Below are 25,630 nucleotides of genomic sequence, written 5' to 3'. Positions count from 1 at the left end.
AAGATGGAAATATGAAAATGGAATATCATTTGGTTTTACAATATAAAAGCTTGTTAAAAATTAAGTCAATCAAAAACATCGAAGGAGGAAAGTAAGATGTCTGGAATTGCTAAAACACCTAAGCCACCTTATTATGCAGTTATATTTTCTAATCAAAGGACGGAGGGGGACTATGGATACGGAAAAATGGCAGTTAAAATGGTAGAATTGGCTTCACAGCAGCAAGGATTTTTGGGTGTGGAAAGTGTACGGGATGATGAGTTAGGGATTACGGTATCGTACTGGGATTCTTTAGATGCTATTCAATGTTGGAAAGAAAATACTGCACACAAAATTGCGCAGGATAAAGGGAAAACAGAATGGTACAAAAACTTTGCATTAAGAATTAGTAAAGTAGAAAGGGATAATTACTTCGAGATGTAAGAGTGATAGTTTTATATTGTAGATGCTCTAATTGTCAAAAACTCCTGGAAAATAAATTCAGGAGTTTTTGTTCTTAATTAAGAAACTCTAACCTTTTTGGAGTGTGTTACATTCTTGAAGTTATGAGAATCCGATTTAGTTAATTTGTTTTTTTGATATTTACTCATAGCTAATTTCGTGAATCCAATACCAAGTATAGTAAGAAAGATATAAGTAAAACTCATTCCGATCCCACCTATTTGCTCTCCAACAATAATGCCTAAAGTAGCAATAATCTTTCCAATTTGCATACTGAATCCGTTAAAAGCCATGTAAGTGCCTCTTTTAGAATCATTTACAACATCAGCAAGTATGGTTTGTCTAGTAGGAACAAATAATAATTCTCCTATAGTTAACACAAACATAGCTATGAACAACCAACCGATATGATTGGAAAACGCGATCACTGCAGATCCAACTCCAAATAATATGTAACCAATGTACATTATATTTTCTTTATTTTTATTTTCCATCCATTTCACAGTGACTGAGGTTAATAAAACGATTAATAATGTGTTTTCAACTGCTAATAAGCTTAAAAGTTTGATCCCATCTAATGTAAAGGTAGTGAATCCAAATATGGAAATAACCTGAGGTATGATTTCTTGTTCAAGTCTTATAGATATATAATTGCTTTGTTGGAACATGATCGTTAATATGAAAAATCCACCGAGAACAAACAGCACAAAAGGGAGATCTTTTATTGCTGTGTGGTAACTTTGAAGCATTGATTTTATTCCATATGATTTTTCAGGTGGGTCTGATTTACATATAAAATAGGTTTCTTGTATTAAAGCACTTGTCATCCAAAAAGTAATGATTGAAATGACAAGTAATCCGATAAGTAATTCGAAAAAATAAGATTTTTAAAGGGGATAAAAAGGTTATAATTCAATTGCAAATGTCCCCTTTTAGGAGTGAATGGAATGATTGATCTATCTTATTTTCAAATGAGAGCAAGTTTTTATCCAAGAGAAAAAAAGCAAAAGGTTTCGTTTAAACTTAAGGAACTAGAAGATATATGGTTTTGTACTTCTAAAAATGTGAAACGGAAATTGAAGAAATATGAAGAAAAGGGAGTATTGGTTTACACACCAGGAAAAGGAAGAGGTAATCCATCCATCCTTACATTCACACATTTTTTTCAGAAAGAAGTTGAAGAAGCAATAAATAATTGTATACAACAAGAAAAATTAGAGGAAATTGTGCAATTAATACAGCTACCTATTCCTAGAACATGGTTTACGAATAGTTCACAGGAAGTAAACAATCTATTTGGATTAATATCTTCTAATAAATCAATGGATGTTTTGCGTTCAATTTTTACAAAAGATATTGCAACATTAGACCCATCCAATACGCTAGTAGCTTGGGAATACTTTCTAATCCATCAATTAGGAGATACATTAGTTGTATATGATCAGGAATCAGACATTATCAAACCTCATATAGCACACCATTGGAAGATAGAAGATGATTTTACCAAGTGGACTTTTTATATTAGAAAAGGAATCCGATTTCATAATCAACAACTTTTAACAAGTGAAGATGTGCAATATACATTTGAGCGATTTGTAATCAATACATCCCCTTATCAATGGTTGGTTGATGAAATTTCTAGTATTGAATGCGTTCATCCTTACACGATTAGGTTCACATTACATGAATCAAATCCATTTTTTTTAAGATATTTAAGCTTTTCTAATTTAGTTATCCTGCCAAAAGCAGACTGTTTTGATGAGAATAAATGGATCGGAACAGGTCCTTTTCGTTTAACAAGCAAGAAAAATACAAAAATAGTTTTAGAAGCCTTTGAGCAATATTTTTTAGGTCGTCCTTTTTTAGATCGAGTTGATTTTTATCGAATTGATAATGATGGGTTGACAACATTTGAGATCAATAAAGAGAAAATGAATGAAGATTTAGTAAATAGAAAAAGATTTGAAATTGGTTTTCGTTTTCTTTCTTTTAATCTCAATAAATCAAGCATCGTCCAAAACAAAATATTTCGTGAGGCAATGTATCACATCATAGATGTGAAAAAAATGTGGAAGGATCTAGGTAGAACAAAATTGTTGGAAGCCTCAAGCTTCTTTATAACCAAATCTGAACCTCAAATTAAAAATATAGATAGAGTGGACCACTTGCTTAAGAAATCTCGATATCGGGTGAAACATTAACGCTGCTAACATCAAACGCAAATTATACTTTAGAAGAAGCTGAATGGATTGTGCAAGAAGCTAGAAGTAGGGGAATTAAAATTCATATCAAAGCATTAAGGAGAGATCAATATAATAATCCTACAATTGAAAGTGAAGGAGACTTCGGGCTTTTTCCAGAAGTTCCATCCATGGACTATCACCTTTCTTTTTTAAATGCTTTTTATGATAAATCATTGATGTTTCATCGATATTTAAGCAAGCATCACTTAGAATATATTCAAAGTTATTTGGTTCATTTTAAAAATGAGACTGACGCTAAAAAGCGCGAATTTTGGATTCAAAAAATTGAAGCCTATCTAAAAAAAGATAACTTAATGCTTTTTCTTTTTCATCACGTAAATGATCACGAGTTTGATCCAATGATCCAGGATATCCAATTAGATTCATTTGGTTATGTGGACTTAAGAAAATTATGGATTGAACATTAAATACAGAGCCATACTATGTAATAAATCCCAATAGACTGCTTAAGTGCTAAGAATATGAGGAGGATTATCATGTGGTATGAAAAATTAAATCAGTATTTTCCCATTGAAGAAATGAAATCAAAAGAACACATAAAGTTGTTGTTATCAGAAAAGGGAGATATATATCATAAAGACGAAGGTCCATTCCATGTTATTTTATATGCCGAATTGAAGGATTTTATATTTATTGATTACTTATATGTCTCTAAAGAAGCTAGAGGGAAAGGACTAGGACATCAGTTATTAAACAAATTAAAGGAAAAAGAAAAACCTATTATATTAGAGGTGGAACCCATTGACTATAAAGACACAGATACTCAAAAAAGAATGCGTTTTTATGCTCGTGAAGGATTCGAACACGCACAATCCATAGGGTACGAAAGACGATCGCTTGCTACTAATGAAATCAATGCATTAGAAATATTGTATTGGTCACCAACTCATGAATCGGAAGAGAGTATTTTAGAAAAAATGAAAAAAACGTATGAGGAAATTCATACATATAAGGACTTGCACCTTTATGGAGAATCCTATCAAGATGTAGATGAAGTATTAACATTGGATGAAGAAGATATTTGATATTAGCGATAAGATCAGAATTCCCTGATCTTATTTTTTTCTGTCTCATACTAAAGTCGTAGAGATATTTCAAACGTCTATCCGATGTATGGATAGTGGCTATTTAATATAATAAATCTAACAAGACAATATGATTTTGGAGTGATTTATGATGTATATTAAGGAAATTGAAATGAAAACTTTTCATCCTGCTAAAATGAAATTGTTTTATACCAATGTGTTAGAGATGGAGTTAGTTTCAGAAGGAGAAAATCATTTTTCAGTTATAGCAGGTGAGACGAAACTGAGATTTAATAGAGACTCTGAGATGCCATTCTATCATTTCTGCCTGCGAACCAACAGTTTATATAGCCAATATTTCCCTGTAGTTTAACTTTATAGATGGTATAATAAACCAAAATAAGATTCTACGATAGGTGGTTTTTTGTGAGAATTGGAAAATTTGCTAAAACACATAATATCAGTATCGATACCGTAAGACATTATATGAATATAAAGTTAATCATTCCTGAAAAAAGAGCAGGTCAATATTATTTTGATCATAAATGTAACGATGATATCAAAGATATTATTTATTTAAAAGATCTCGGATTTACATTACATGAAATCAAAGAAATCTTTCAATATAAAAGGCTGGGAAGACTATCATCCCTGCACAATAATCAATACTATAAGAGATTATTTGTGGAGAAGTATGATGAAATTGAAGAAAAGATGAAAAAGTTTGAAACTTCAAAGCAAAAACTAAAAGATGAAATCACAAAGCTAAATATGGTAGAAGTACATCATCATAAACAAATCGGTGTTCCATTTTCCGCTTTATCTCTTTTTGAATGTAAGAAGTGCAGCACGCAATTAAGTATATCGGATGGAGATATACAACATCATCAAATCATAAATGGGACATTACATTGTGCTTGTAATGAAAATTATCTTATTAAAGACGGTATATTATTTACTTCTGATACAGTTGAAGATGCTAATCGTCTTCTAACTCAAGATCAAAACATAGATACTTTCAGTCATTTTTTAATGGATTATATTAAAGAAACGGATGAAGAGTTTATTGACAGTATGTTTAAAAACATAGATCTAGCCTTTAAAAAACTTGAAATAGATAAACTTGATCATAAAACGATGATGCATTTAGGAACGGGTTTTGGTTTCTCTCTGAGACAAGTTTATGATTCAATTCCCCAAAAAACATTGTATATTGCAGTGGATCACAATTATGAAAGGCATCAGGTATTAAAAAGTATTCTAGAAACTTATGATAATAAAAAAAACATTCTTTTTATCTGCTCAGATTTTCTAAACATACCGATAAAGAATCAAGCTATTGATTATTTAATAGATACTGGAACATCAAACTATAGTGCTTATCATAAGTCATTTCTATTAAAAGAAATCCAACATTATTTAAAAAGTAAAAGTTATCTAATAGGATCATATATGTACTATAGTAACTTTCATGTTCAGCATAAGATGATAGAAGAGCCTTATAGAAAAAACTTTCAATTAGAATATATTAAAAAAAAGATTGATAATTTGAATTATAACCCCATATATACCAAAACGTTTCTTTACTCTAATAAATCTCCAGGTAAGTATGAATTGGAGATTCTAGAAGGCGAGAATGTATTTCATTATACTTACATTGGAAAAAGGTTGGGTTAACCCGATTTTTTTTCATTTTAGATAGAAAATAGATGCTTTTTATCGTCTTGATCTTGTGTATTCCCGAGAAAGTAAACTAATTGTTAAGAAAATTAGGAGGGATAAACTTGATCAACACGAAACTTGTTACAACTTTAGGAAATACTAAATCAGATGCAAAAAATTTTTTTCTTTTTTCATTTGGTGCATTTATATCTAAGTTTGGAGCATCTATATACTCATTTGCTATAAGTTTGTATGTGTTAACGGTTACAGGTTCAGGCGTTTCTTTTGCAATAAATTTAGTCTTGTCAATGATTCCAACTGTTTTATTAGGTCCTGTAGCAGGAGTAATAACAGATCGAGTCAATAGAAAGTGGATTATAGTTCTAGGCGATTTAGTTAGTGGTGGAGTGTTACTTTGTTTATTTATCATAAGCTTTTATCAATTTCATTTGTATTGGATTTATATGGCAACATTCATTTTAAATATCATTGGTACATTTATTGGAGTATGTGTTGAAGCAGCAAAGCCCAATATTGTTCATGATAAGAATTTAATGAAGCTTAATTCAATCACTAGAATTATAATGTCTAGTTCCTTCATTTTAGGTCCAGTTTTAGGAGGAATGGCCTATGCATTCATTGATCAAATTACAATTTTTATTTTAATCAATGCCATCTCCTTTTTTGTGTCAAGTTTAGCCGAATGTTTTATTGATTTTAAATTTAATGTTGTAAAAAACAAGAGCGAGAAAAAGAATCGTTTTTTTAATGATATGAAAGAGGGATTTGTATATCTTTTCTCAAAACAACAGTTGAGAATGATCATGATTTTGTTTATCTGCATTAACTTTTTTACTACCTTATCAGCTATGATACCTATTCCTTATATTATTACGAATGTGTTGAAGTTAGATGCTTTGGCTTTTGGTATCATTGAAGGAGCTTATCCAATTGGCATGATATTAGGTGCTATTTTTATTGGGAAAATTGTAAATAATCTCAATTACCATAAGTTTTTAATATGGATTACCTTAATCTTTTCAATTTTGTTCATAGCCATTAGTATCCCTGTAATGTTGGGGAATTTAACTAGTGAATTCGTATATATTATTTACTATTTTGTAATCAACGCCTCCTTAGGAATGTGTGCAGCCCTTGCTGATATTCCAATCATGACAATATTACAAAAACTTGTACCTGATTATTTGAGGGGAAGAGTGATAAGCTCTGGAATTACGATTGTAAACACAGTTGTTCCTTTTGCAATGTTACTATCAGGAGGATTATTGAATGTTCTCCCTATTTATTGGTTACCTTTATTTGGTGGAGTTTTGCTTTTTATTATCGGTGTTAGCATCTATATTTCACAAACTAATAATTCGACTTCATTATCTTTAAATGAAACTCAATTAAATTAGGTCATTATTGATTTATCTTATTCATCTTATTCATTTGAATATTAACATAGCGATTTTTTAAGGAGATTTATATATGAAAATAGGACATTTTAGTAAAGAAAATAATATTAGTATTGATACGGTTAGACATTATATTGACTTGGGGTTAATTCTTCCGGATAAAACCCGAGGAAGATATTCATTTGATGAAAAGTGTAAATCTGATCTTATTCAAATTATGAATTTAAAAAATTTAGATTTTACTTTAAATGAAATTCGAACTATATTTCGATATAAACGATTAGGTAAAATGTCTCCATTTCAAAGTAATCAGTATTACAAATCGTTATATAAAGATAAAAATGATGAAATTAAACATAAAATTCAATATTATCAAGGAGTTAAAGAAAAGTTAGACAATGAAATTGAACTACTGGATCAAAATTCAAGTAACGATCAAATAGACAAACAAATGGGGATTAAATTAGATTCATTATCTTTATTTTATTGCCATTTATGCCAAAAACATTTAAAAGTGATGGATGGGGAAATTAAGAATAATCAAGTATTAAATGGGATTTTACAATGTAATTGTGGTGAAAAATACTATATTAAAAATGGGATTTTATGTACATCGAACACAATAGACAATATGCAAAGTCAATCACAAAACAAACAAGTTAACAAAATGATTAATGACAAGCTGACTCAATTTATCAACGAAACAACACCGTCTATTTTGGATCATATGTATAATGAATTAGATTGGCTACGTAAAAAATTGAACTTTGATATACTGAAAAAAAATATAGTGCTAGAACTTGGGTCTGGATACGGACTTTTTCTGAGACATGTGTATGACTTACTGCCTGATAATAGTACATATATTGCTATTGATCATCAATATAAATATCAGCATTTATTAAAAAGTATGATTGAAACTAGTCATAATAAAAAAAACATCATATTCATTTGTTCTGATTATCTAAGTATTCCTATTAAACATCATTCTGTTGACTATTTAATAGATCATTTAGGTACATCGAATTATAGTTCTAATCATGAACAGTTTTTGATTGATGAAATAAAACATTACTTAAAAGAGTACAGCTATCTATTAGGAAGTTTCACTGTTTTTAAAAGCTTTCATCATAACAATATGATCAGAGAAGAGTTAAGAAGTAATTTTGAACTAACTGAAATTAAGAAAAAACTTAAATCGTTGAAATATAAACCAATACAAGAACAAATCTCTAATGAACTTGCACAACCTGGTGAACATGAAATGCAATTTTCTGAAGAAGAAAAAGTATTTTCCTATTTTTATTATGGTAAAAGATCTGAAGGTGAAATAAAGGTGAAAAATTAGAAAGGAGTGTTATTATGAATAACACTTTATTAAATAAAAACTTAATCATTGGACAGGGTAGGCAAGCAGAAATATATGAATACGAAGAGAATGAGGTTGTAAAGCTATTTCATAAAGACACGAATCAAGATGATATTTCATTTGAGTATAAAATGAGCAAATTTGTACATACAAGTGGATTGGAAGTCCCATACGTAAGTAGAATGATTGAGGTGGGTGATAGAAAAGGGATTGTTTTTGAAAGATTGGAAGGTAAAACAATCTTAGAAACGGTGTCGAAACAACCTTTGAAATTTGTAACTATGGCAAAACAGATGGCTAACTTGCATTATTCCATTCATCAAGTGAGCAGCCTTGAGCTTCCTTCCCAAAAAGAGAGAATGGAACATACAATATTAAATGCTGATCTATTAAGTCCCCCTCAAAAAGAAAAGGTGATTAAGTACTTATATCAATTACCAGATGAAAATGTAATATGTCACGGGGATTTTCATCCAGACAATGTGATGATTACTTCAATTGGAGCAAAGACTATTGACTGGCCAAATGTGAGTAGAGGACATCATCTTTCAGATGTAACACGGACACTATTGATGTTAAAATACGGAATTTTACCAGAACATAGCCCTACATTAATAAAACTTTTAGATAAAGTAGGCAAAAAACAATTCTATTTTCTGTATTTAAAAACATATTTAAGTTTATCAGGAGATTCTATGAATGAGATTAAAAAATGGGAAGTTCCAGTTGCAGCTGCTAGGTTAGCTGATGGAGTTCCTGATGAAGAAAAACAACTGATATTCGATCGGATTTTAAAAGAATTTCTAGAATAACTATTATCTTTTTTTTTACATTCCTGCCCATAGATAAAAGTCCATACAATTTTATTAGATTATTCATAAGATAAGCTAAAGGATATATTAATAAGTAGGGGGAGGAATTATGGGGTTAAAACAAGAGCCATTTATTGTGGCTCAAAGTTTTTCAACAAAGAATCCATACGCTTTCAATGATTCAAATTGCTGTAGGAGCAGCATCTGGACCAGATGTTCCTACTACTTTTGAAGTAACGTATGAAATCCTGCGTAATGACGATGTTATTGCAACGATGAATGACACAATGGATTATGTATCTAGTGGGGGTGTTGGAAGACATACAAACTATCCAAACTCTCCAATTGTAGATCGTAATCCAAGTGCTGGAATGAATACGTATGCTCTTAGATGCAGAAGGGTTGCAAATGAAACTAACATATTATTTATTTTGAAGCCTAAGAGCTTCAGTAATAACACTATAAAATAAAATTTATGAATATACCCATAACAAGGAGGGGCACTGATAAGTGCTCTTTTTTGCTGAGGAAATCACATAATAGTTATTGATAGCCGTTTGTTATAAAATAACAATAACTGTTTTAAAAGGGGAAAATAATATACTTATCTTAAATGACAGATGAATTAGAGCAAGCTGGAAAATATGAGAATTTTTTTGTGGGTGGAGAAAAAGTATTTGGATTATTGTACTGTGGAAGCAGATCGGGTTAACCCCACCATGAAGGGTTTTTTCAGGATAAAGTTTGAATTTAAACTATTGTTGTCGCCTCATCCCTATGATTTACACTTTAAACAAAGAGTTAAGTAATGGAAAAACAACATGTGTATTTAACTTCTAATTTAAAGGAGGACGTTCAACATGAAAGTAAATCTTATTCAATCCATAAGAAATCCAAAATCTGATCTAAAAAATATCATCCTATTAGGATCAGGACAATTTGTTTCCTTATTTGGTACATCCATCTATTCCTTTGCCATCAGTTTATATATATTAACTGTAACTGGGTCTGGATTATCCTTTGCAACAAATCTAGTTCTATCTATCTTACCAACCATTATATTAGGGCCAATTGCTGGAGTGTTAACAGACCGCTTAAATCGTAAAATGATTATCGTAGGAGCTGATTTATTAAGCGGAGCGGTGTTGTTGCTTTTATTTTTTGTAAGCTTTGTGCAATTTAATTTAATTTGGATTTTTGCGGTTACACTGATTTTAAATATTTTAAATACTCTATTTTATGTTTGCCTAGAAGCTGCTAAACCAAACCTTGTACACGAAAAGAATTTAATGAAAGTGAATGCTTTAACACAAATGATTTCATCAAGCTCTTTTATATTAGGACCAATGATGGGTGGGTTCGTGTTTGCGTTTATGGATATTAAACTCTTTATTTTAATTAATGCAATTTCATTTTTTATTTCAAGCGCGTCAGAATTATTTATTAATTTTAAATTTAGCAACGAGTCAAATGAAGGTGAATCAAAGAAGACAAGAATCTTCAAAGATATGAAAGAAGGGTTTCTATATTTAATCAGCCAAAAACAATTAACAGGTATGCTTGGAATATTTATTCTCATTAACATCTTATTTACATTTTCTGTTCAAATACCAATACCATATATTATTATCAATGTATTAAAACTTAGTGAATTATCCTATGGCATCATTGCGGGAGCTTTTCCAGTAGGAATGTTGGTTGGTGCAATTATTGTAGGGAAACTTAGTGAGAAATTGATGGAATACAATAAGCTATTGATATTAATGACAGTTGTTTCATCTGTATTAATCTTTTTATTAGGTATTCCATTGTTGTTTATTGGCAATGAATATAAACTATTTTATACGATATATTATGTTGCGCTACATGGTATTTTTGGCATTGTGATTGCCTTTGTTGATATCCCTGTTATTACAATGCTGCAAAAGATGATTCCTGATGAATTGAGGGGAAGAGTTCTAAGTGTTACAGTTACAATAGTGAAAGCATTCGTACCATTCGCTATGCTGATCTCGGGCAGTTTATTGAACGTTTTTCCAGCTTTTTGGTTGACGATAGTTGGGGGGATCTTGTTACTATTAATTAGTTTTAGATATTATTATGTTCAGATCATAAGAAGGACTCCACTTAATTCCCAACAAGCATAAATGAATAGATGAAATAAAGGTGATAAGATGAAAATTGGTGAATTATCGAAAAAAAATAAGATAAGTATAGACAGCATAAGGCATTATATGGAGATGGGGTTGATCATAGCTGAAAAGAAGGGTGGCAAGTATCACTTCGAAGAAACATGTAACCAGGACATAAAAGATATCTTATACTTTAAAAAAATGGGTTTTACATTGAATGAAATTCAAATGATATTTCGATATAAACGATTAGGTATTTTATCTCCATTTCAGCAATATGAATATTATCGAACTTTATTTGATGACAAATATAAAGAAATTGAAAATAAGATCAAAAAACTGGAGGAGACTAAGGAATATCTTGAATCTGAAATACAGAAGAATAAAAATCAAAGAAAAAAACGTACAAAGTTAGGGATTCCATTAGCCTCTCTTTCCATGCTAGTTTGTCACAAATGTCAAGGGAATTTAAACGTTAAAAATGCGGGAATTGAAAATAATCAAATATTAAATGGAAGTTTAACGTGCTCTTGTGGTAACTCATATTTCATTGAAGAAGGAATTTTATGTACGGTGGAAGTATATGAAAAGATCAAGGAAAAAAAGAAAAATGGTGAATTGATTACCTCATTGGACTTCAGCATTTCTGATTTTATTCAAAAAGTTGACGGCAATCTGATTGATCAGTTTTATAAATGTATAGTTTGGCTGAATAAAAAGATAAACCATAATGAGTTGCATCTTAAAATTTTATTAGAGATTGGCACTGGCGTTGGAATATTTCTTAGACATATATATGAAGTGATTCCAGAGGATTGTTCTTATATTGCTGTAGATCATGATTATGAGCAACTATATTTTGTGAAAAACATTTTAGAAACTAGTGATCAAATGAAAAATGTACTCTTGATTTGTTCGGATTTTTTACAAGTACCGATTAAAAATAAAAGTGTAGATTATTTATTTGATGTAGGTGGGACAACCAATTACAGTTTCGATCATGAACCCTTTTTATTAGCAGAAATTGATCATTATTTAAAAGCACAAAGTAATATATTTGGGTCATACATTTTGTTTGAAAACTTCGTAGACAAAAGTCAGGTACATCGGTTAAAACAAAGAGATTTATTTACACTGTCAGAAGTAAATACGCGAATGGAATCACTGAATTATATAAAAATGGATGAAGTCATCTTTGACGATGAAATAAAACCTGAAGAAGAATATGAATCTTATTTTACGAATGGAGAAAAAGTTTTTTTTTATAATTACTATGCTCGGCGAGAGATCAAGTAAATCACCAGGAAGTTATATGCAAACTTAATAATAAAATGAATGAAGAAGCTTTGAAAGAAGCTTTCTTTTTTGCAATAAAAACTATAATTTGATTATTGGCAGTTAATCAAACATGGGGTTAACCCCATAATCAATGTTTTTTATTCAAAAATAAATCCATTTCCTATATTGCTGTCGTCTTATCCCCATACATTAAACTTCTATATAAAGATAAAGAGCTCATAATCTGATCAGAAAGCACTTTACTCAAATCATATAGAGGGGGATAACAAGTTGATTACAAATCTAATTAGAACGTTCAGAGATCCAAAATCAGACTTTAAAAACTTTTTTTTATTTTGCTCGGGTCAATTTATTTCATTATTTGGCACATCCGTATATTCCTTTGCGATTAGTTTATATATCTTAACCGCAACAGGCTCTGGACTTTCCTTCGCAACAAATTTAGTTTTATCTATATTGCCTACTGTGATTTTTGGTCCAATAGCAGGTGTTTTAACAGATCGTTTAAATCGGAAGATGATCATTGTAGGTACAGATTTATTGAGTGGTATAGTATTATTTATTTTATTTTTCGTAAGTTTTGTACAATTTAATTTAATTTTGATTTATGCTGTTACACTGATCCTGAATATTCTTGGTACTTTATTTTTTGTATGCTCCGACTCAGCAAAACCAAATATCGTACTGGATAAAAATTTAATGAAAATGAATGCAATAACGAGAATGATTATGTCCGCCTCATTTATATTAGGACCCGTGTTAGGTGGTATGGTATATGCATTTATTGATATTCAACTTTTTATTCTAATCAATGCAGTTTCATTTGTATTGTCAGGTTTGTCTGAGTTATTTATTAATTTTAATTTTAATGTAGAAGAGAAAAAGAGTAGAGAAGGTAAAATCAATATATTTAAAGATATAAAGGATGGGATCTCATTCTTATTCAACCAAAAAAATTTAATCAACATGATGATTTTATTCATATTAATCAATTTTTTCTTTACCTTTTCAGTCGTAATTCCAGTACCATATATTATTACGAATGTAATCGAATTAAGCCCCGTTTCCTTTGGGATTATTGAAGGTTCATTGTCTGTTGGAATATTATTAGGAGCTATTTTAGTTAGCAAATTAAATGATCGATTAATGGAATATGCTAAATTACTTACCTTAATGACTTTAATAAATTCATTATTAATCCTCTTCATCGCAGCTCCTATACTAATCATAAGCTTTGAATTCAAGCTGTTTTATACCCTTTATTATGTTTTCATTCATCTGGCATATGGGTTCGCGATTGCTTTTATAGATATTCCTGTGATGACGATGCTGCAAAAATTAGTTCCTGATGAGTTGAGAGGAAGGGTAATAAGTGTTGCACTTTCAATCGTAAAAACATTTGTACCTTTAGCTATGATTACTTCAGGTACGATTCTAAATAAGATCCCTGCCTTTTGGTTGCCTTTGACTGGAGGAGTTTGCTTATTCATCATCGCGGCTATATATTTCTACTTAGAATTTTTAAAACAGCCGTCATTGAAACCACAGCAAACTTAGATGAATTAGAGTAGTAGAAGAGATATAGATTACCAATAAAATAAAATAGCCCACTAATGAATATATTAGTGGGCTTAAATCAACTGCCTTTTCCGATTCCGCTGTACGTATAACCATATTCTGTTATGATTTCTCCATTTAAAAAGTTTCGTCCATCAATCACTAAATTATTTCTCATACGTTGTACTAAATGTTGATAGGATAAGGTTCTAAATTCCTCCCATTCTGTTACCAAGATAATGGCGTGAGCTTGATTGAAAACTTCCTCAGCAGTTTCTGTATAGTGGATATCTAAAGATGGATGCGATAACTTACATTGCTCCATTGCTAGTGGATCATAAACTTGAACGTAGACACCTAAATCAATAAGCCTTTGGATAATATCTATGGATGGTGCATCTCTAATGTCATCTGTATTAGGTTTAAAAGCTAATCCTAAAATTCCAATAGTTTTTCCTCGAAGAACCTTTAAATAATTTTGCAATTTTTTAACAACCAATTCTCTTTGTTTATCATTTGTTTGAACAACAGTTTGGACGATACTCATTTCAGATCCATATTGTTTGCCAGTTTGGATAATAGCTCGAGTATCTTTACCAAAACAGCTTCCGCCCCAGCCGATCCCTGCATTTAAAAATCTTGTGCCAATTCTTTCATCTAATCCAATCCCTCTAGCTACTTCTGTAATATCTGCACCAACTTGTTCAGCGAGGTTTGCAAATTCATTAATGAAGGATATCTTCATAGCTAGAAAGGAATTCGCAGCATATTTAATTAATTCCGCACTATTAGGACTTGTTGAGATGAAAGGGGGCAACGTTGCATTTCTAGCTTTAGGAAGTACACTTAATGGTTTGAACGTACGTTCCAGTATAGGTTGATATAACGAATACAATTGATTTCTAGCAAAGTCTGAATCCACTCCCACAATGATTCGATCCGGGTAAAAGGAATCATATAAGGCTTCGCCTTCACGAAGAAATTCTGGATTTGAGGCCACTTGAATGTGAGAAACAAACCCTTTGGCAGTACAAGTTTGCATAATGATTTGTTTGACTTTATCAGCAGCACCAATTGGGACTGTGGATTTATTTACTATAAGTGGATTCATGTTTCTTGTTAGTTTGTTTCCTATTTGACGTGCTGCATCTTCAACATATGATAAATCAGCTTCATTGTTAGATTTACTAGGCGTACCCACGGCTAGAATAATGATATCTACGTCTAAATTAATACCTTCCCAATGGTCATAAAATGACATCGAAGACGATGTTTCTTGAAGTAATTGTTCAAGACCCTGCTCATGAAAAGGGGGGATTCGATTTTTCAATTTATCAATTTTTTTCACATCTATATCTATAATAGATACTTCATGTCCGATATAGGATAGGGCAACCCCCGTTGTTAACCCAACATATCCACTTCCAATCATAACTACTTTCATGTTTCATTCCTCTCTTACTTAATGAATCATAATCTGATCTGTATTTTGGTTAGAATTTGTTTCCACTTCATAAAAACTTGCTAATAATTTGTCAAAAATAGCGTTCCAAGATTTCTCTTTACAATACTTTAACGCATTATTTGTTAATGTATATCTTAGTTTGGAATCATTGTATAATCGTTCCATATTATTCTTAAAACTTGTGATATCATTGTAGGGACTCAACAGCCCAGTTTTTTCATGAATGATGTTGTCTTTTACTCCTCCAGCATTAATACCAATAACGGGTGTACCTGAAGCCATTGCTTCTAATATAACATTTCCAAAAGTTTCTGTAGCTGAAGGAAATGCGAATAGGTCCGCAGCTGCATAGAGTTCGCTTAGTTTTATTCCTTGCTTAAAACCAAGAAAATGAATAGAATCCTTAGAAATTCGCGAGGCCAATTCCGAAAGATCTTTATATAACGGACCTTCACCAACAATGACAAGCTCACATTGATCTTTTATTTCTTTAGATAATTGATTGTACGCGTTGATTAGAACATCAATATTTTTCTCAAGTGCTAAACGACCTACATATAGAATAACAAATTTATCAGTGGAAATACCATATTCATTCCATACTTCATCTCGGTTTGGAATAGGATGAAAAACTTCAGTATCAATACCTCGACCCCAGATCTCTATATTGTCTAAATCTTTTTGCTCCAAATAGGACTTGGTTGATTGTGAAGGAACATAGATTTTTTTACATTCCTGATGAAACCACAACATATACTTCCATAAGATTGGTTCCATCCATTGCATTTTATAGTAATTTAAATATTGATCAAAATTTGTGTGATAAGAAGCAACGAATGGAATGTTATATTTACTTGCGTAATGGTGTCCAAGCAAACCAATATTAAATGGGGTGGCAATGTGAAAAAGAGTGGGTTGAAATTGCTGAAGTGATTTCTTTATATGAATAGGGTTAGGGAAAGCCATTTTGCATTCAGGATACAGTAGAAAAGGGATGCTGTAATAAGTTTGAACAATATCATCATTTATATATTTGTTCTGTTCATGATGAGGGGCATAAATGCGAAATGGAATATTATTTTTTTCAAGATAACTTGACTATCTTCCTAAAGTTTTTGCAACTCCATTGATATCGAGTAAATAAGTGTCAGTAAAGATTGCAATCCTCATTTAACTTCTCTCCTTTATGAAATCTGATTTGAAACTAAATTGATTTCATATGTTTATGTTATAAAATATTTGTTTTTAAAAGATTGATTGCAAGTAAAAACGATGTAAAATCAATGAAATATAAGTATTTTATGGAAAGAGGGAGGATGTCATGATGTTTTCTGATCAAGAACGAGAGGCGATATATAAAGTCATTCATACAAGAAGGGATGTCCGTTCTTTTTTAAATCGACCTATACCTGATGCAGCTATTGAGCGAATTATAGAAGCGGGACACAATGCCCCTTCAGTAGGTTTTATGCAGCCTTGGAATTTTATTATTATTAAATCACCGAAAGTAAAAGATCAATTGGCATGGGCAGCGGATAAAGAAAGGCGGGCTTTGGCCATCCATTATGAAGGCAAACGTCAAAGTCATTTCCTGTCTTTAAAAGTAGAGGGTTTAAAGGAAGCGCCAGTAACAATTTGTGTTACCTGTGATCCAACAAGAGGAGGTTCGCATGTACTTGGAAGGAACTCCATTCCAGAAACAGACCTTATGTCTGTGGCTTGTTCGATACAAAATATGTGGCTCGCTTCCTGTGCAGAAGGAATCGCACTTGGTTGGGTGAGCTTTTATAAAAAAAATGATGTTAGAGATATATTAAGTATTCCGCCTCATATTGATCCTGCAGCATTATTGACGATAGGATATACAGATGAATATCCCAAGGCCCCTATTCTAGAAACGAATAAATGGGCGAAAAGAGAAGAACTCCGAGATTTGATTTATTTGAATCAATGGGGAAACAAGGAGAATCCGCCATTTAAAAATTAGAAAGCAAGATTTTAAAAAACTTTTCTTCTACATTATTGTATAGTTAAGGGTATAAGGAAGGTGTACATGAACAATGAACAATGATTATATATTATATTACGACTCACCAGTTGGATTGCTTAAATGCAAAAGTGATGAACAAAAATTGAAAGAAGTACAATTCGTAGAAGAAAAGAAAGAACCCCAATCTTCACAAATACCTCTTATATTAAAAGAGACAAGTAAACAATTAGATGAATACTTTAAGGGGACTAGAAAACAGTTTCATTTGAATTTGCATTTACAAGGTACTGAGTTTCAAGAAAAAGTGTGGAATGAATTAACAAACATACCATTTGGAGAATTAGCATCCTATAAAAAAGTAGGGGAAAAGATAGGGAACGAAAAAGCGATGAGAGCCGTAGGGAATGCGAACAATAAGAATAAAATTGTCATCATTATCCCGTGTCACAGAGTCGTAGGAAGCAATGGAAAGCTAGTTGGATATGGCGGAGGCATGTGGAGAAAAGAATGGTTGTTACAGCATGAAAATACCAATGTAAGTTCAGACAGGTTATGAATTGTTCTCTGATCGAACTTGAAAAGAACACCCCCAGACAATATTCAACCAACTGATGAGTTCATTTTCAAGTAAGAAATCATGGTTCAAGAAATCATGAGTCAATTAGCAAATAATATTCATGAAAAAAGACAAATGGAACAAATAGAAGAGATCAAATTGAATTTAATAGTTTGAAGTTTACAAATTTGATGTTTCAACAAAAACTACCTCTTAAGAAGGATTCGAAGACATCTTCGAAATACTCCGATAGGGTTTTTTGTTATGGACATTAAGTGGAACTTTGTCGCACCTTTATATGATATTGATTCAGTAAATACAGTACAAACAACTATATTATCTTCAGCGCTAGAAAATACAAACGCTTTTTTAGTATCAAAGATTTCACCTGATAATGTCATAAACACTATGGTACCATCTGGGGCGTACGTTCTTTCTACTAATGTTACAGAGGGCAAGGGAATACAAGTAGCAAGAACACTAGTTAATATCACATTAAAGCCAATTACTGTTTAGGAGAGTTTAAATGTACAAACATCATTTGAAAATTGTTGAAAATGATTATGTAGGGAATGAAGTACAAATATATCGTCCTAAACTGAATGAAATTATAATAAAGCTGCCTACAAATAAATTTACAATTAAATTATTCACGCCATTATTTGATATTGAGAGTATTTCTCCAGCAACCATCAGTATAAAAGGCGTTTCAAAAGATAGATACGAAATAGAAATAAAAACAAAAGAATATAAATTATCAACCGTAGTTCCCAGTTTAATATTAGAAATATTTAATCCCAAAGGGGATAGAATTATTAAAATTGTAGCTCCTCCTGATCATGATTAGTAGCTATTACAAAAATAAAACAATTTTAATGAAAATAGCAAATGTAATGGGTATACATGAATCATATGATATAATGAATAGCATAACAGGTATATTTTTGAAAGATAGAACGGGGGATACAAATGGGGGAAATAGATAAACGAGATCGCTTAAAAGAAAGTCCATTCAGCTATAAAATAACAAAAGCAAATAAAGTAATGATATATTGGGATAATCGAATGATAAAAACTTTGAGCGAAAAGGAGTCAAAAAAGTTCCTTTCAAATATAGAAGGTAAAGATGAATTTGGGATTCAACTTATATTGGCCAAACTTACTGGGAATTTTAAACGAGGAAATGAGAGGAAATAGTCGAGTATATGATTAAAACGCCTCAATTCATTTTTACCATGATTTGAGGCGTTAATGTTTTTTATTTTTATTTTCCTAAGTAAGCATTTAACATCCATTGATGTTTTTCTAGACTCATTACTATACCTTCAAGTAAATCTGCTACACGAATATCATTTTCTTCATCTGCAATTTCAATGGCTTTCCTAATTTCTGATCCAATTTTTGAAAAATCATCTACAACAGATTGAACCATCTCATTAGCAGACAGACCATTCGCTGCTTCCTCGATTGAAGCTAAAGTTAAGTATTCTCTTAAACTAGCAGCTGGGACTGCACCAGATGCTAACATATTTTCAGCGATTTCATCTGAATAACCAGTAACCTCGTTATATAACTCTTCAAATTTTTCGTGTAATGTAAAAAAATGTTCTCCTTTTACATACCAGTGGTAGTTATGTAGTTTAGTATACAATACGTTCATATTTGCTAATTGTTGATTTAGTGCTGTGTTTAAATTCTCATTCATGTATAATACTCCTCTCTAATTGAAATTGAAACAAACAGTATATAGATGATTATTTACAATAATTATTATATAATAATAATTATAAATAATCAAATATTGGGAATCAATTATATTTTTCTTTGATCAATTGCTTTTTCCATCGTTTTATCCGTTAGATGTGCATAGATTTGGGTAGTGTCTGTTGAAGCATGTCCTAACTGTTCCTGTGTTTTATATAGATCATTTTGCAAATAATAATCAGTAGCAAATGAATGGCGTAATTTATGTACAGTTAAATAGGGTTTGCCGAATCTTTTGGCGTATTTGATTACCATTTCTTGAATAGCTCTCTTAGACATCACTTTTCCTTCATTCGCTCCGTTTGGAATGGTAAGAAAGAGTGCTTTTTCCTTTTTAGGTGCTTTATATTTTATTGCACGGATGGTTAAGTATTGCTCAATATTTTCTATGGCATCTTTTCTAAAAAAAACTCTAGTTTTGAAGGATTCATCATGATTTCCTTTTCTATATACGTATACGGTTTGTTTTTTTAGATCGATATCGTCTAAAGATAAATTTACGACCTCTGAGACACGAAGTCCTGAGTGTAATATGAGACTAATGATGCATACATCTCTTATTTTGTTTAACTTATAAAAATATAGCGCTTGTTTATTCTTTGCAATGTCATATTCGTAACCTTCTTTAACATATTCAATAAACTCAATAATCTCACTTTCTTGTAATAGTTTTCCTTCCAATTTATTTGCTATTTCTTTAGCTTTGTTTGTTCTTTTTATTTCAATTTTTGCCATGACATTTCTTTTTAAAAGTGGATAGAAGTTTTCATCCTCCGCAATTTGACTTAAATAATGAAATAAGGATCGAAGAGACGAAAGTTTTCTTATTATCGTGATTTTAGCGTTGGTATTTTCTTTTCTAGTTGCTAAAAAAGCTCTGAAATTATCAATGCTTTCTGTATGTAATTGTTCTAAATGTTCTAAAGGAACTTCTTTCAAACTTTTCGCATCAGAAAGTCCTTCAGCTAGCAACCAGGATAAAAACGTACTATAGTCACGTACGTATTCAAGTAGAGTAGAGGGGGAAAGATCTTGCAATTTGTGATTGATAAATTTTTCAACGTACCATGGCATTGTAGGTATGAGCTTATCTAATTCTTGTCGATCTTTGATTTTTATGATATTCATCATCTTTCACCCCTTGAAAATCTTTCTATCGAAAATATACTTATTTATCTTTAATATATTGATAAATCACTGCAGCAGCTATAGAACCTAGAGTTGTAGCAATAATGTAGATCCATAGATGCTCTAAACTTCCAGATAATAAGGCAGGACCGATAGATCTAGCAGGATTCATAGAAGCACCGCTAATAGGTCCAGCAAACATGGCTTCGAGTCCAACTGTAGTACCAATAGCGAGTCCAGCAAAGGACTTAACAGCTTTACCGTGAACAGCAGAACCTAAGATCACCATCATTAAAAAGAATGTAAGAATAAACTCAATAATAAAAGTTTGCATCCAACCTTCTCTAGGTAAGGTAGCACCCAAATTCGCGATATTGCCAAATAAGAAAAGAAGGGTAGTACTTGCGGCTAGTGCAGCTAAAATTTGTGAAACAATATAATAAGCAGCTTCTTTCCCACTAATGCTTCGGTTCGTTAAGAATCCAATGGTTACAGCTGGATTAAAGTGCGCTCCAGAAATATGGCCAAACGTATAAATCATTGCCATGACAACAAGTCCCCAAGTGATAGCGACTCCGACATGTGTTAAATCTCCTGTAATGGAGTTTGTCACTATGGCACCTGTACCTGCTAAAACTAAAAAGTATGTGCCTAAAAATTCTGCGATAAGTTTTTTTGTCATTGGTTACTCTCCTAAAAGTAAATATAAAGATAATTTGATGAATCTTTTATATTATGATCTATTTACAAGTTAAGATGCAACCATTAAATTGTAAACGGAATGTAAATTCCATTCTTGCCTATTCGAGACACCAGTTTGTACAATGTTCCAACAGCTTTAACATATCATGATGCAGCAATGCTTCTTTATGATGTGCTGGGGTTATACAACATACTTTTCCTTTGCCGTATGTATGTCTCCAGCCTGCAATGGATTCTCCATCTACAGAGGTTGAAGTTAAGAAGATTTCTGTGTTTTGTTCATCTACTGAAACAAAATAATGTTCGTCAAGAAATGAGAATGAATCATGATCTTGGTTGTTATTATGATAATTTACAATTTGTTGTACCTTAGGGTGGAATTTGAAATAGCCTTTTACAAGTTGTATGTATTGATCGTTTTGTTCATATGAGGATAATCCAGAATGACAGACTAGCATACTTCCACCATTTTGAACAAATTGAGTAATATCATTGGCTTTTTGTTCATCCATCCAATATTGAAGGATTTTGTCTTTTGGATTTATTCTATTTTCTCGGCCAATAATCAACAAGTCAGTTTGGTTTAATAGACTTTCGTTGATTGCTTCTATATTGACAAAGTTTAATTGAATCTGACTGTTATTTAAATATAATTTTTCCAAGGATGCTTGCAAATTAGGAGCAGGATGATAGAAATCTCCTAAAAGTATCGTGAATTTGTTCATAATATGACCTCCATATTTTTATTGTATAATATAATGGCACAAGTATGAATAAGTATTTAGACTTAGGAAGCAACAAGAAAGGGATCTTATAAATGTATAATCAATATATTGATCGAATAAAACAAGTGTATCCTGATTTATGGATAGATGACGTTGAGCCTAATAAGATCGGGCAGAATAACGATGTTTTAATGATTAATAAGTCTTTGGTCTTTCGATTTCCAAAATATTTAAAAGGGATTACCAATCTGAAAGATGAGACAGAACTAGTCAATAAGATTAAAGACCGGGTAACAATTACAATCCCCAATCCAATCTATCAATCTTTTGAAATATTGGAAGCAGGAAAGGTATTTACTGGATATAAAAAAATCCAAGGTTCTCCGCTATGGAGGGAAGAACTATCAAATATAAAGGATGTGAATTTGTTTAAAAAATTAGCATCTCAACTTGCCACTTTTTTGTTTGAAGTTCATTCAATACCACTTCATGAAATTAATCCTATTTTTAAACATCAAAAGCAGAAGGGGATTAGAACTGAAGTAGAAGAACTCTTTGAAAACATTCAAAATAGACTATATTCATTTATGAGGAAGGATGCTAAAGAGAATATCACTCATATGTTTGAAGTTTTTTTGAATAATCCCAATAATTTAGAGATGAATCTGACACTAATTCATGGAGATTTTGGGGCATCAAATATTTTGTGGGATTCTTTTTATGGTGAAATTTCAGGAATAATTGATTTTGGTGGATCAGGAATAGGAGATCCTGCATATGATTTTTCAGGATTATTATCTAGTTATGGAGAAACGTTCTTTCAATTATGCATTGAACAATATCCAAACGGAAATGAGATATCTGATCGAGTTAGTTTCTATAAAAAGACGTTTGCATTGCAAGAAGCATTACATGGATTAGAAAATAAAGACAATCATGCCTTTGAAAATGGGATCAAAGAGTACAGATAATATATTTTAAAATGTGCATTGACTATAAAAACATAAAGACATATTAAAGTGAATATAGTACCATATAATAGAAAACGTTTTCTAAATTGGTAAAAGGGGCAGTAGTTGAATGAAATACTATATTCAAATTATGATTGTTTTTATATTGTTTTATTCTAGTATAATCAATAGTTTTGCACTAGGAATAGAAGAAGAGATTCCAGAGGATTTATTACATGAAATGAATGCTCTAGGTGATATTTCTTTTTATTACGAAAACTTAACTACTGGTACAGTCATGTTCCATCAAAAGGAAAAAGTGTATGCAGGAGCTAGTACGATTAAAATGCCATTAGCCCTGTATATATATAAGAAAGCTGCTGAGGGAAATTTGAATTTGGATGAGAAACTAACCTACTCCGTATACCATTACTACGAAGGAAGTGGAGTTATTCAATTTCAGCCCTTTGGTACACAATATACAATTCGTGATCTAGTACAAAAAATGATCGTACACAGTGATAATGTTGCTTATATTATGTTGACTGAGAAAATGGGTAGAGCAAACTTTATTTCATTTTTAAAAGGGATAGGTGGAAAAAATGTCTTTCCAAATGGTTACAATCGATTAAGTGCAGAAGATCTTGCGATTTATGCCACAGCTTTGGATGCATTTATAATTGAACATGAGGAATTAGGAGAAGAGCTGTTGGGCGTCTTTGTACATACGGATTATAACGAAACAATCCCTGCGGGAGTATCAGGGTTAGAAGTTGCCCACAAGGTAGGTTACTTCCCTTTAGAGTTGGTCTATAATGATGTAGGAATTGTTTACGATGAACAACCATACATACTTGCGATTATGACAGAGGGTATTCCATATGAAAAAGTGAGAGATGTAATTGCTCATATTACTAAAAAAATACACAACATCCATTTGAATTTGAAGCCAATACATATTTATGTGAATGGTGAAAAGGTTGTTTTCCCTGATGTGCAACCCACCATGAATCCGGAAGGTGGAACAACCTATGTTCCTATTCGCTTTATAACTGAGCATTTAGGAGGACATATAGAGTGGGATGATGGCACTTTAGTATTATCATATAATGAAACAAAAATGGTTTTTAATAATGAGTATAAAAACAAGGTGATTATTAATGACATTGAGCAAGAGTTGAATGAGGAAATCAAGGTTAGAGACAATCGAGTATTTGTTCCGCTTCGTTTGATAACAGACACATTTGGGTTTCAAATCACTTGGGATCAACAAGAAAGAGCCATAAATATAATAGACTGAAGTGGAACTGGCATATTGAAAATGTAACAAAAAGCATTTGATAGCAAACTAATCAAATGCTTTTTGTTTTATCATGATTTGAGTTTGTTTACCCATTCTTGCAGCGAAGTGAGCAACCTGCCAATATATTGACCTGTTTTCTCATCTGTAAAATTACCCTGATCATCAAATTTACGATGGACTTCTGAGATTAAGACTTGAGGTTCAACCATGACAAGTGAACGTGTAGTGACTAAGGTTTGTCTTAATTGAGCTTGTGCTTGAGCAGTTCCAGCTCGACCCGGTGTTGCACCCATAATAGCGATAGGTTTTTTTAATAAGGGTGCTTCTTTAGCACCTCGTGATGCCCAATCAAGTGCATTTTTCAATACTCCAGGAATCGCACTGTTGTATTCAGGTGTGACAATGAGTAAGGCTTTTGATTCACGAATCGCATTTTTAAATGCAGTCACAGCTGCAGGATCTCCTTCTTTTTCAACATCCTCATTAAACATCGGAATTTCAGATAAATCGAAATCAGTGATTTTCAATCCTTCTGGGGAAAGCTGAATAGCTTCACGAAGTAAGGCACGGTTATAAGAATCTTTTCTCAAACTACCAGCAAATCCTAATACATTTATTTGTTCAGTACTCATATGTAATTCCTCCAAATTGTTGAAATAGCATTGAAGTTTTGTTCCTCTAAATTATAATATGAGAAAGGTTCCTTCATAGCTTATAGCTTATCACAAATGTATTCATAATATAAAAAAGGTAACATATTAAATATAATTTAGGTTGGAAGCATATTGTAATTAAAAGATAATTGTGTTAAGATAATTTTGTTTTATAACTTTAATCTTGAAAGGAGGGATAGAGATGTTACATTCTGTTAAAGGTCGCACAGGATATTTACAATATGTGTATATTGTCCGTGCCATTTTTGCTGGTGTTGTTTTCAACGGGATACGTATGTCCTTTTTTAATAAAACAACATCATATAACAGAATGTAAAAATCTCTTTACCCCACTTTTATATACAGGTAATTCAAATGGGAGGGCGATTTGCCCTCCTTTTGTGTATCATAATAC

28 protein-coding genes and 1 pseudogene are annotated in these 25,630 nt (G+C 31.6%); 21 read left to right on the top strand and 8 right to left on the bottom strand.

Going from position 1 to position 25,630, the window contains the following annotated elements; translation table 11 throughout:
* The first annotated feature begins 96 nt into the window (after positions 1-96).
* Positions 97-423 (top strand): antibiotic biosynthesis monooxygenase family protein, encoded by a 327-nt coding sequence (locus tag Q5Y73_RS20810; protein ID WP_305993846.1) that lies wholly within the window; start codon positions 97-99, stop codon positions 421-423.
* 77 nt (positions 424-500) lie between these two features.
* Here Q5Y73_RS20810 and Q5Y73_RS20805 read toward each other — a convergent pair whose 3' ends face one another.
* Positions 501-1,190, bottom strand: coding sequence for an MFS transporter (locus tag Q5Y73_RS20805; RefSeq protein WP_305993845.1), 690 nt, complete (start codon positions 1,188-1,190; stop codon positions 501-503).
* Between the two features lie 198 nt (positions 1,191-1,388).
* Here Q5Y73_RS20805 and Q5Y73_RS20800 point away from each other — a divergent pair, with 198 nt between their 5' ends.
* The 12 genes from Q5Y73_RS20800 (at position 1,389) to Q5Y73_RS20745 (ending at position 13,979) form a co-directional block, all read left to right on the top strand.
* Positions 1,389-2,642, top strand: coding sequence for an ABC transporter substrate-binding protein (locus Q5Y73_RS20800; protein ID WP_305993844.1), 1,254 nt, complete (start codon positions 1,389-1,391; stop codon positions 2,640-2,642).
* 50 nt (positions 2,643-2,692) lie between these two features.
* Positions 2,693-3,112, top strand: a complete 420-nt coding sequence (locus tag Q5Y73_RS20795; RefSeq protein ID WP_305993843.1) for a periplasmic substrate-binding domain-containing protein — start codon at positions 2,693-2,695, stop codon at positions 3,110-3,112.
* A 66-nt stretch (positions 3,113-3,178) separates the two neighbouring features.
* Positions 3,179-3,730, top strand: coding sequence for a GNAT family N-acetyltransferase (locus Q5Y73_RS20790; protein WP_305993864.1), 552 nt, complete (start codon positions 3,179-3,181; stop codon positions 3,728-3,730).
* 148 nt (positions 3,731-3,878) lie between these two features.
* The gene (locus Q5Y73_RS20785) at positions 3,879-4,103 is read left to right on the top strand and encodes a VOC family protein (RefSeq protein WP_305993842.1); all 225 of its coding nucleotides are present in this window, start codon (positions 3,879-3,881) and stop codon (positions 4,101-4,103) included.
* A 53-nt stretch (positions 4,104-4,156) separates the two neighbouring features.
* Positions 4,157-5,407: a MerR family transcriptional regulator gene (locus tag Q5Y73_RS20780; RefSeq protein WP_305993841.1), complete on the top strand. Its 1,251-nt coding sequence runs from the start codon at positions 4,157-4,159 to the stop codon at positions 5,405-5,407.
* 107 nt (positions 5,408-5,514) lie between these two features.
* Complete coding sequence (locus Q5Y73_RS20775; protein ID WP_305993840.1) at positions 5,515-6,810, top strand: MFS transporter; 1,296 nt, start codon at positions 5,515-5,517, stop codon at positions 6,808-6,810.
* Positions 6,811-6,883: 73 nt separating this feature from the next.
* Positions 6,884-8,158 (top strand): MerR family transcriptional regulator, encoded by a 1,275-nt coding sequence (locus Q5Y73_RS20770; protein WP_305993839.1) that lies wholly within the window; start codon positions 6,884-6,886, stop codon positions 8,156-8,158.
* A 14-nt stretch (positions 8,159-8,172) separates the two neighbouring features.
* A complete protein-coding gene (locus Q5Y73_RS20765; RefSeq protein ID WP_305993838.1) occupies positions 8,173-8,991 on the top strand; it encodes an aminoglycoside phosphotransferase family protein in 819 nt (272 codons plus the stop codon).
* 134 nt (positions 8,992-9,125) lie between these two features.
* Entirely contained in the window at positions 9,126-9,461 is a 336-nt protein-coding gene (locus tag Q5Y73_RS20760) for a hypothetical protein (RefSeq protein ID WP_305993837.1), read from the top strand.
* Positions 9,462-9,851: 390 nt separating this feature from the next.
* On the top strand, positions 9,852-11,138 hold the full coding sequence (locus tag Q5Y73_RS20755; protein ID WP_305993836.1) for an MFS transporter: 1,287 nt from the start codon (positions 9,852-9,854) through the stop codon (positions 11,136-11,138).
* Between the two features lie 27 nt (positions 11,139-11,165).
* Complete coding sequence (locus Q5Y73_RS20750) at positions 11,166-12,419, top strand: MerR family transcriptional regulator (protein WP_305993835.1); 1,254 nt, start codon at positions 11,166-11,168, stop codon at positions 12,417-12,419.
* A 273-nt stretch (positions 12,420-12,692) separates the two neighbouring features.
* Positions 12,693-13,979: an MFS transporter gene (locus Q5Y73_RS20745; RefSeq protein WP_305993834.1), complete on the top strand. Its 1,287-nt coding sequence runs from the start codon at positions 12,693-12,695 to the stop codon at positions 13,977-13,979.
* A 79-nt stretch (positions 13,980-14,058) separates the two neighbouring features.
* Here Q5Y73_RS20745 and Q5Y73_RS20740 read toward each other — a convergent pair whose 3' ends face one another.
* Positions 14,059-15,423 (bottom strand): UDP-glucose dehydrogenase family protein, encoded by a 1,365-nt coding sequence (locus Q5Y73_RS20740; RefSeq protein WP_305993833.1) that lies wholly within the window; start codon positions 15,421-15,423, stop codon positions 14,059-14,061.
* Positions 15,424-15,441: 18 nt separating this feature from the next.
* Positions 15,442-16,524 (bottom strand): annotated as a pseudogene (locus Q5Y73_RS20735) (glycosyltransferase family 4 protein); the annotation flags it as partial.
* Positions 16,525-16,768: 244 nt separating this feature from the next.
* Here Q5Y73_RS20735 and bluB point away from each other — a divergent pair.
* The 5 genes from bluB to Q5Y73_RS20710 all read left to right on the top strand — a co-directional run bounded on the left by bluB (position 16,769) and on the right by Q5Y73_RS20710 (position 19,187).
* Positions 16,769-17,431 carry a 5,6-dimethylbenzimidazole synthase gene (gene bluB, locus Q5Y73_RS20730; RefSeq protein ID WP_305993832.1) on the top strand — a complete coding sequence of 221 codons (663 nt, stop codon included), beginning with the start codon at positions 16,769-16,771 and terminating at the stop codon, positions 17,429-17,431.
* A 73-nt stretch (positions 17,432-17,504) separates the two neighbouring features.
* Entirely contained in the window at positions 17,505-17,990 is a 486-nt protein-coding gene (locus tag Q5Y73_RS20725) for a methylated-DNA--[protein]-cysteine S-methyltransferase (RefSeq protein ID WP_305993831.1), read from the top strand.
* A 264-nt stretch (positions 17,991-18,254) separates the two neighbouring features.
* Positions 18,255-18,506, top strand: coding sequence for a hypothetical protein (locus Q5Y73_RS20720; protein WP_305993830.1), 252 nt, complete (start codon positions 18,255-18,257; stop codon positions 18,504-18,506).
* 10 nt (positions 18,507-18,516) lie between these two features.
* Positions 18,517-18,837 carry a hypothetical protein gene (locus Q5Y73_RS20715; protein WP_305993829.1) on the top strand — a complete coding sequence of 107 codons (321 nt, stop codon included), beginning with the start codon at positions 18,517-18,519 and terminating at the stop codon, positions 18,835-18,837.
* Between the two features lie 122 nt (positions 18,838-18,959).
* On the top strand, positions 18,960-19,187 hold the full coding sequence (locus Q5Y73_RS20710; protein ID WP_305993828.1) for a ricin-type beta-trefoil lectin domain protein: 228 nt from the start codon (positions 18,960-18,962) through the stop codon (positions 19,185-19,187).
* Between the two features lie 67 nt (positions 19,188-19,254).
* On the opposite strand, the gene Q5Y73_RS20705 is transcribed toward Q5Y73_RS20710, so the two are convergent.
* From Q5Y73_RS20705 to Q5Y73_RS20690, 4 genes are all read right to left on the bottom strand, one after another.
* Positions 19,255-19,695, bottom strand: a complete 441-nt coding sequence (locus Q5Y73_RS20705; protein ID WP_305993827.1) for a Dps family protein — start codon at positions 19,693-19,695, stop codon at positions 19,255-19,257.
* Between the two features lie 107 nt (positions 19,696-19,802).
* Complete coding sequence (xerS, locus tag Q5Y73_RS20700) at positions 19,803-20,882, bottom strand: tyrosine recombinase XerS (protein WP_305993826.1); 1,080 nt, start codon at positions 20,880-20,882, stop codon at positions 19,803-19,805.
* A gap of 40 nt (positions 20,883-20,922) precedes the next feature.
* The gene (locus Q5Y73_RS20695; RefSeq protein ID WP_305993825.1) at positions 20,923-21,564 is read right to left on the bottom strand and encodes an MIP/aquaporin family protein; all 642 of its coding nucleotides are present in this window, start codon (positions 21,562-21,564) and stop codon (positions 20,923-20,925) included.
* A gap of 118 nt (positions 21,565-21,682) precedes the next feature.
* On the bottom strand, positions 21,683-22,309 hold the full coding sequence (locus Q5Y73_RS20690) for a ThuA domain-containing protein (protein WP_305993824.1): 627 nt from the start codon (positions 22,307-22,309) through the stop codon (positions 21,683-21,685).
* A 92-nt stretch (positions 22,310-22,401) separates the two neighbouring features.
* On the opposite strand from Q5Y73_RS20690, the gene Q5Y73_RS20685 reads away from it, so the two are divergent.
* Both Q5Y73_RS20685 and Q5Y73_RS20680 read left to right on the top strand, forming a co-directional pair.
* Complete coding sequence (locus Q5Y73_RS20685; protein WP_305993823.1) at positions 22,402-23,280, top strand: phosphotransferase family protein; 879 nt, start codon at positions 22,402-22,404, stop codon at positions 23,278-23,280.
* A 109-nt stretch (positions 23,281-23,389) separates the two neighbouring features.
* On the top strand, positions 23,390-24,559 hold the full coding sequence (locus Q5Y73_RS20680) for a serine hydrolase (protein ID WP_305993822.1): 1,170 nt from the start codon (positions 23,390-23,392) through the stop codon (positions 24,557-24,559).
* A 71-nt stretch (positions 24,560-24,630) separates the two neighbouring features.
* On the opposite strand, the gene Q5Y73_RS20675 is transcribed toward Q5Y73_RS20680, so the two are convergent.
* Positions 24,631-25,194: an NADPH-dependent FMN reductase gene (locus Q5Y73_RS20675; RefSeq protein WP_305993821.1), complete on the bottom strand. Its 564-nt coding sequence runs from the start codon at positions 25,192-25,194 to the stop codon at positions 24,631-24,633.
* Positions 25,195-25,417: 223 nt separating this feature from the next.
* On the opposite strand from Q5Y73_RS20675, the gene Q5Y73_RS20670 reads away from it, so the two are divergent.
* The gene (locus Q5Y73_RS20670; RefSeq protein WP_305993820.1) at positions 25,418-25,552 is read left to right on the top strand and encodes an RAxF-45 family protein; all 135 of its coding nucleotides are present in this window, start codon (positions 25,418-25,420) and stop codon (positions 25,550-25,552) included.
* Positions 25,553-25,630: the final 78 nt, after the last annotated feature.

The sequence above is a fragment of the Chengkuizengella axinellae genome, assembly GCF_030730905.1.
Lineage (GTDB): Bacteria > Bacillota > Bacilli > Paenibacillales > KCTC-33759 > Chengkuizengella > Chengkuizengella axinellae.
Note: the sequence above shows the minus strand (reverse complement) of the source record. Positions and strands in the feature narration are given on the sequence as shown.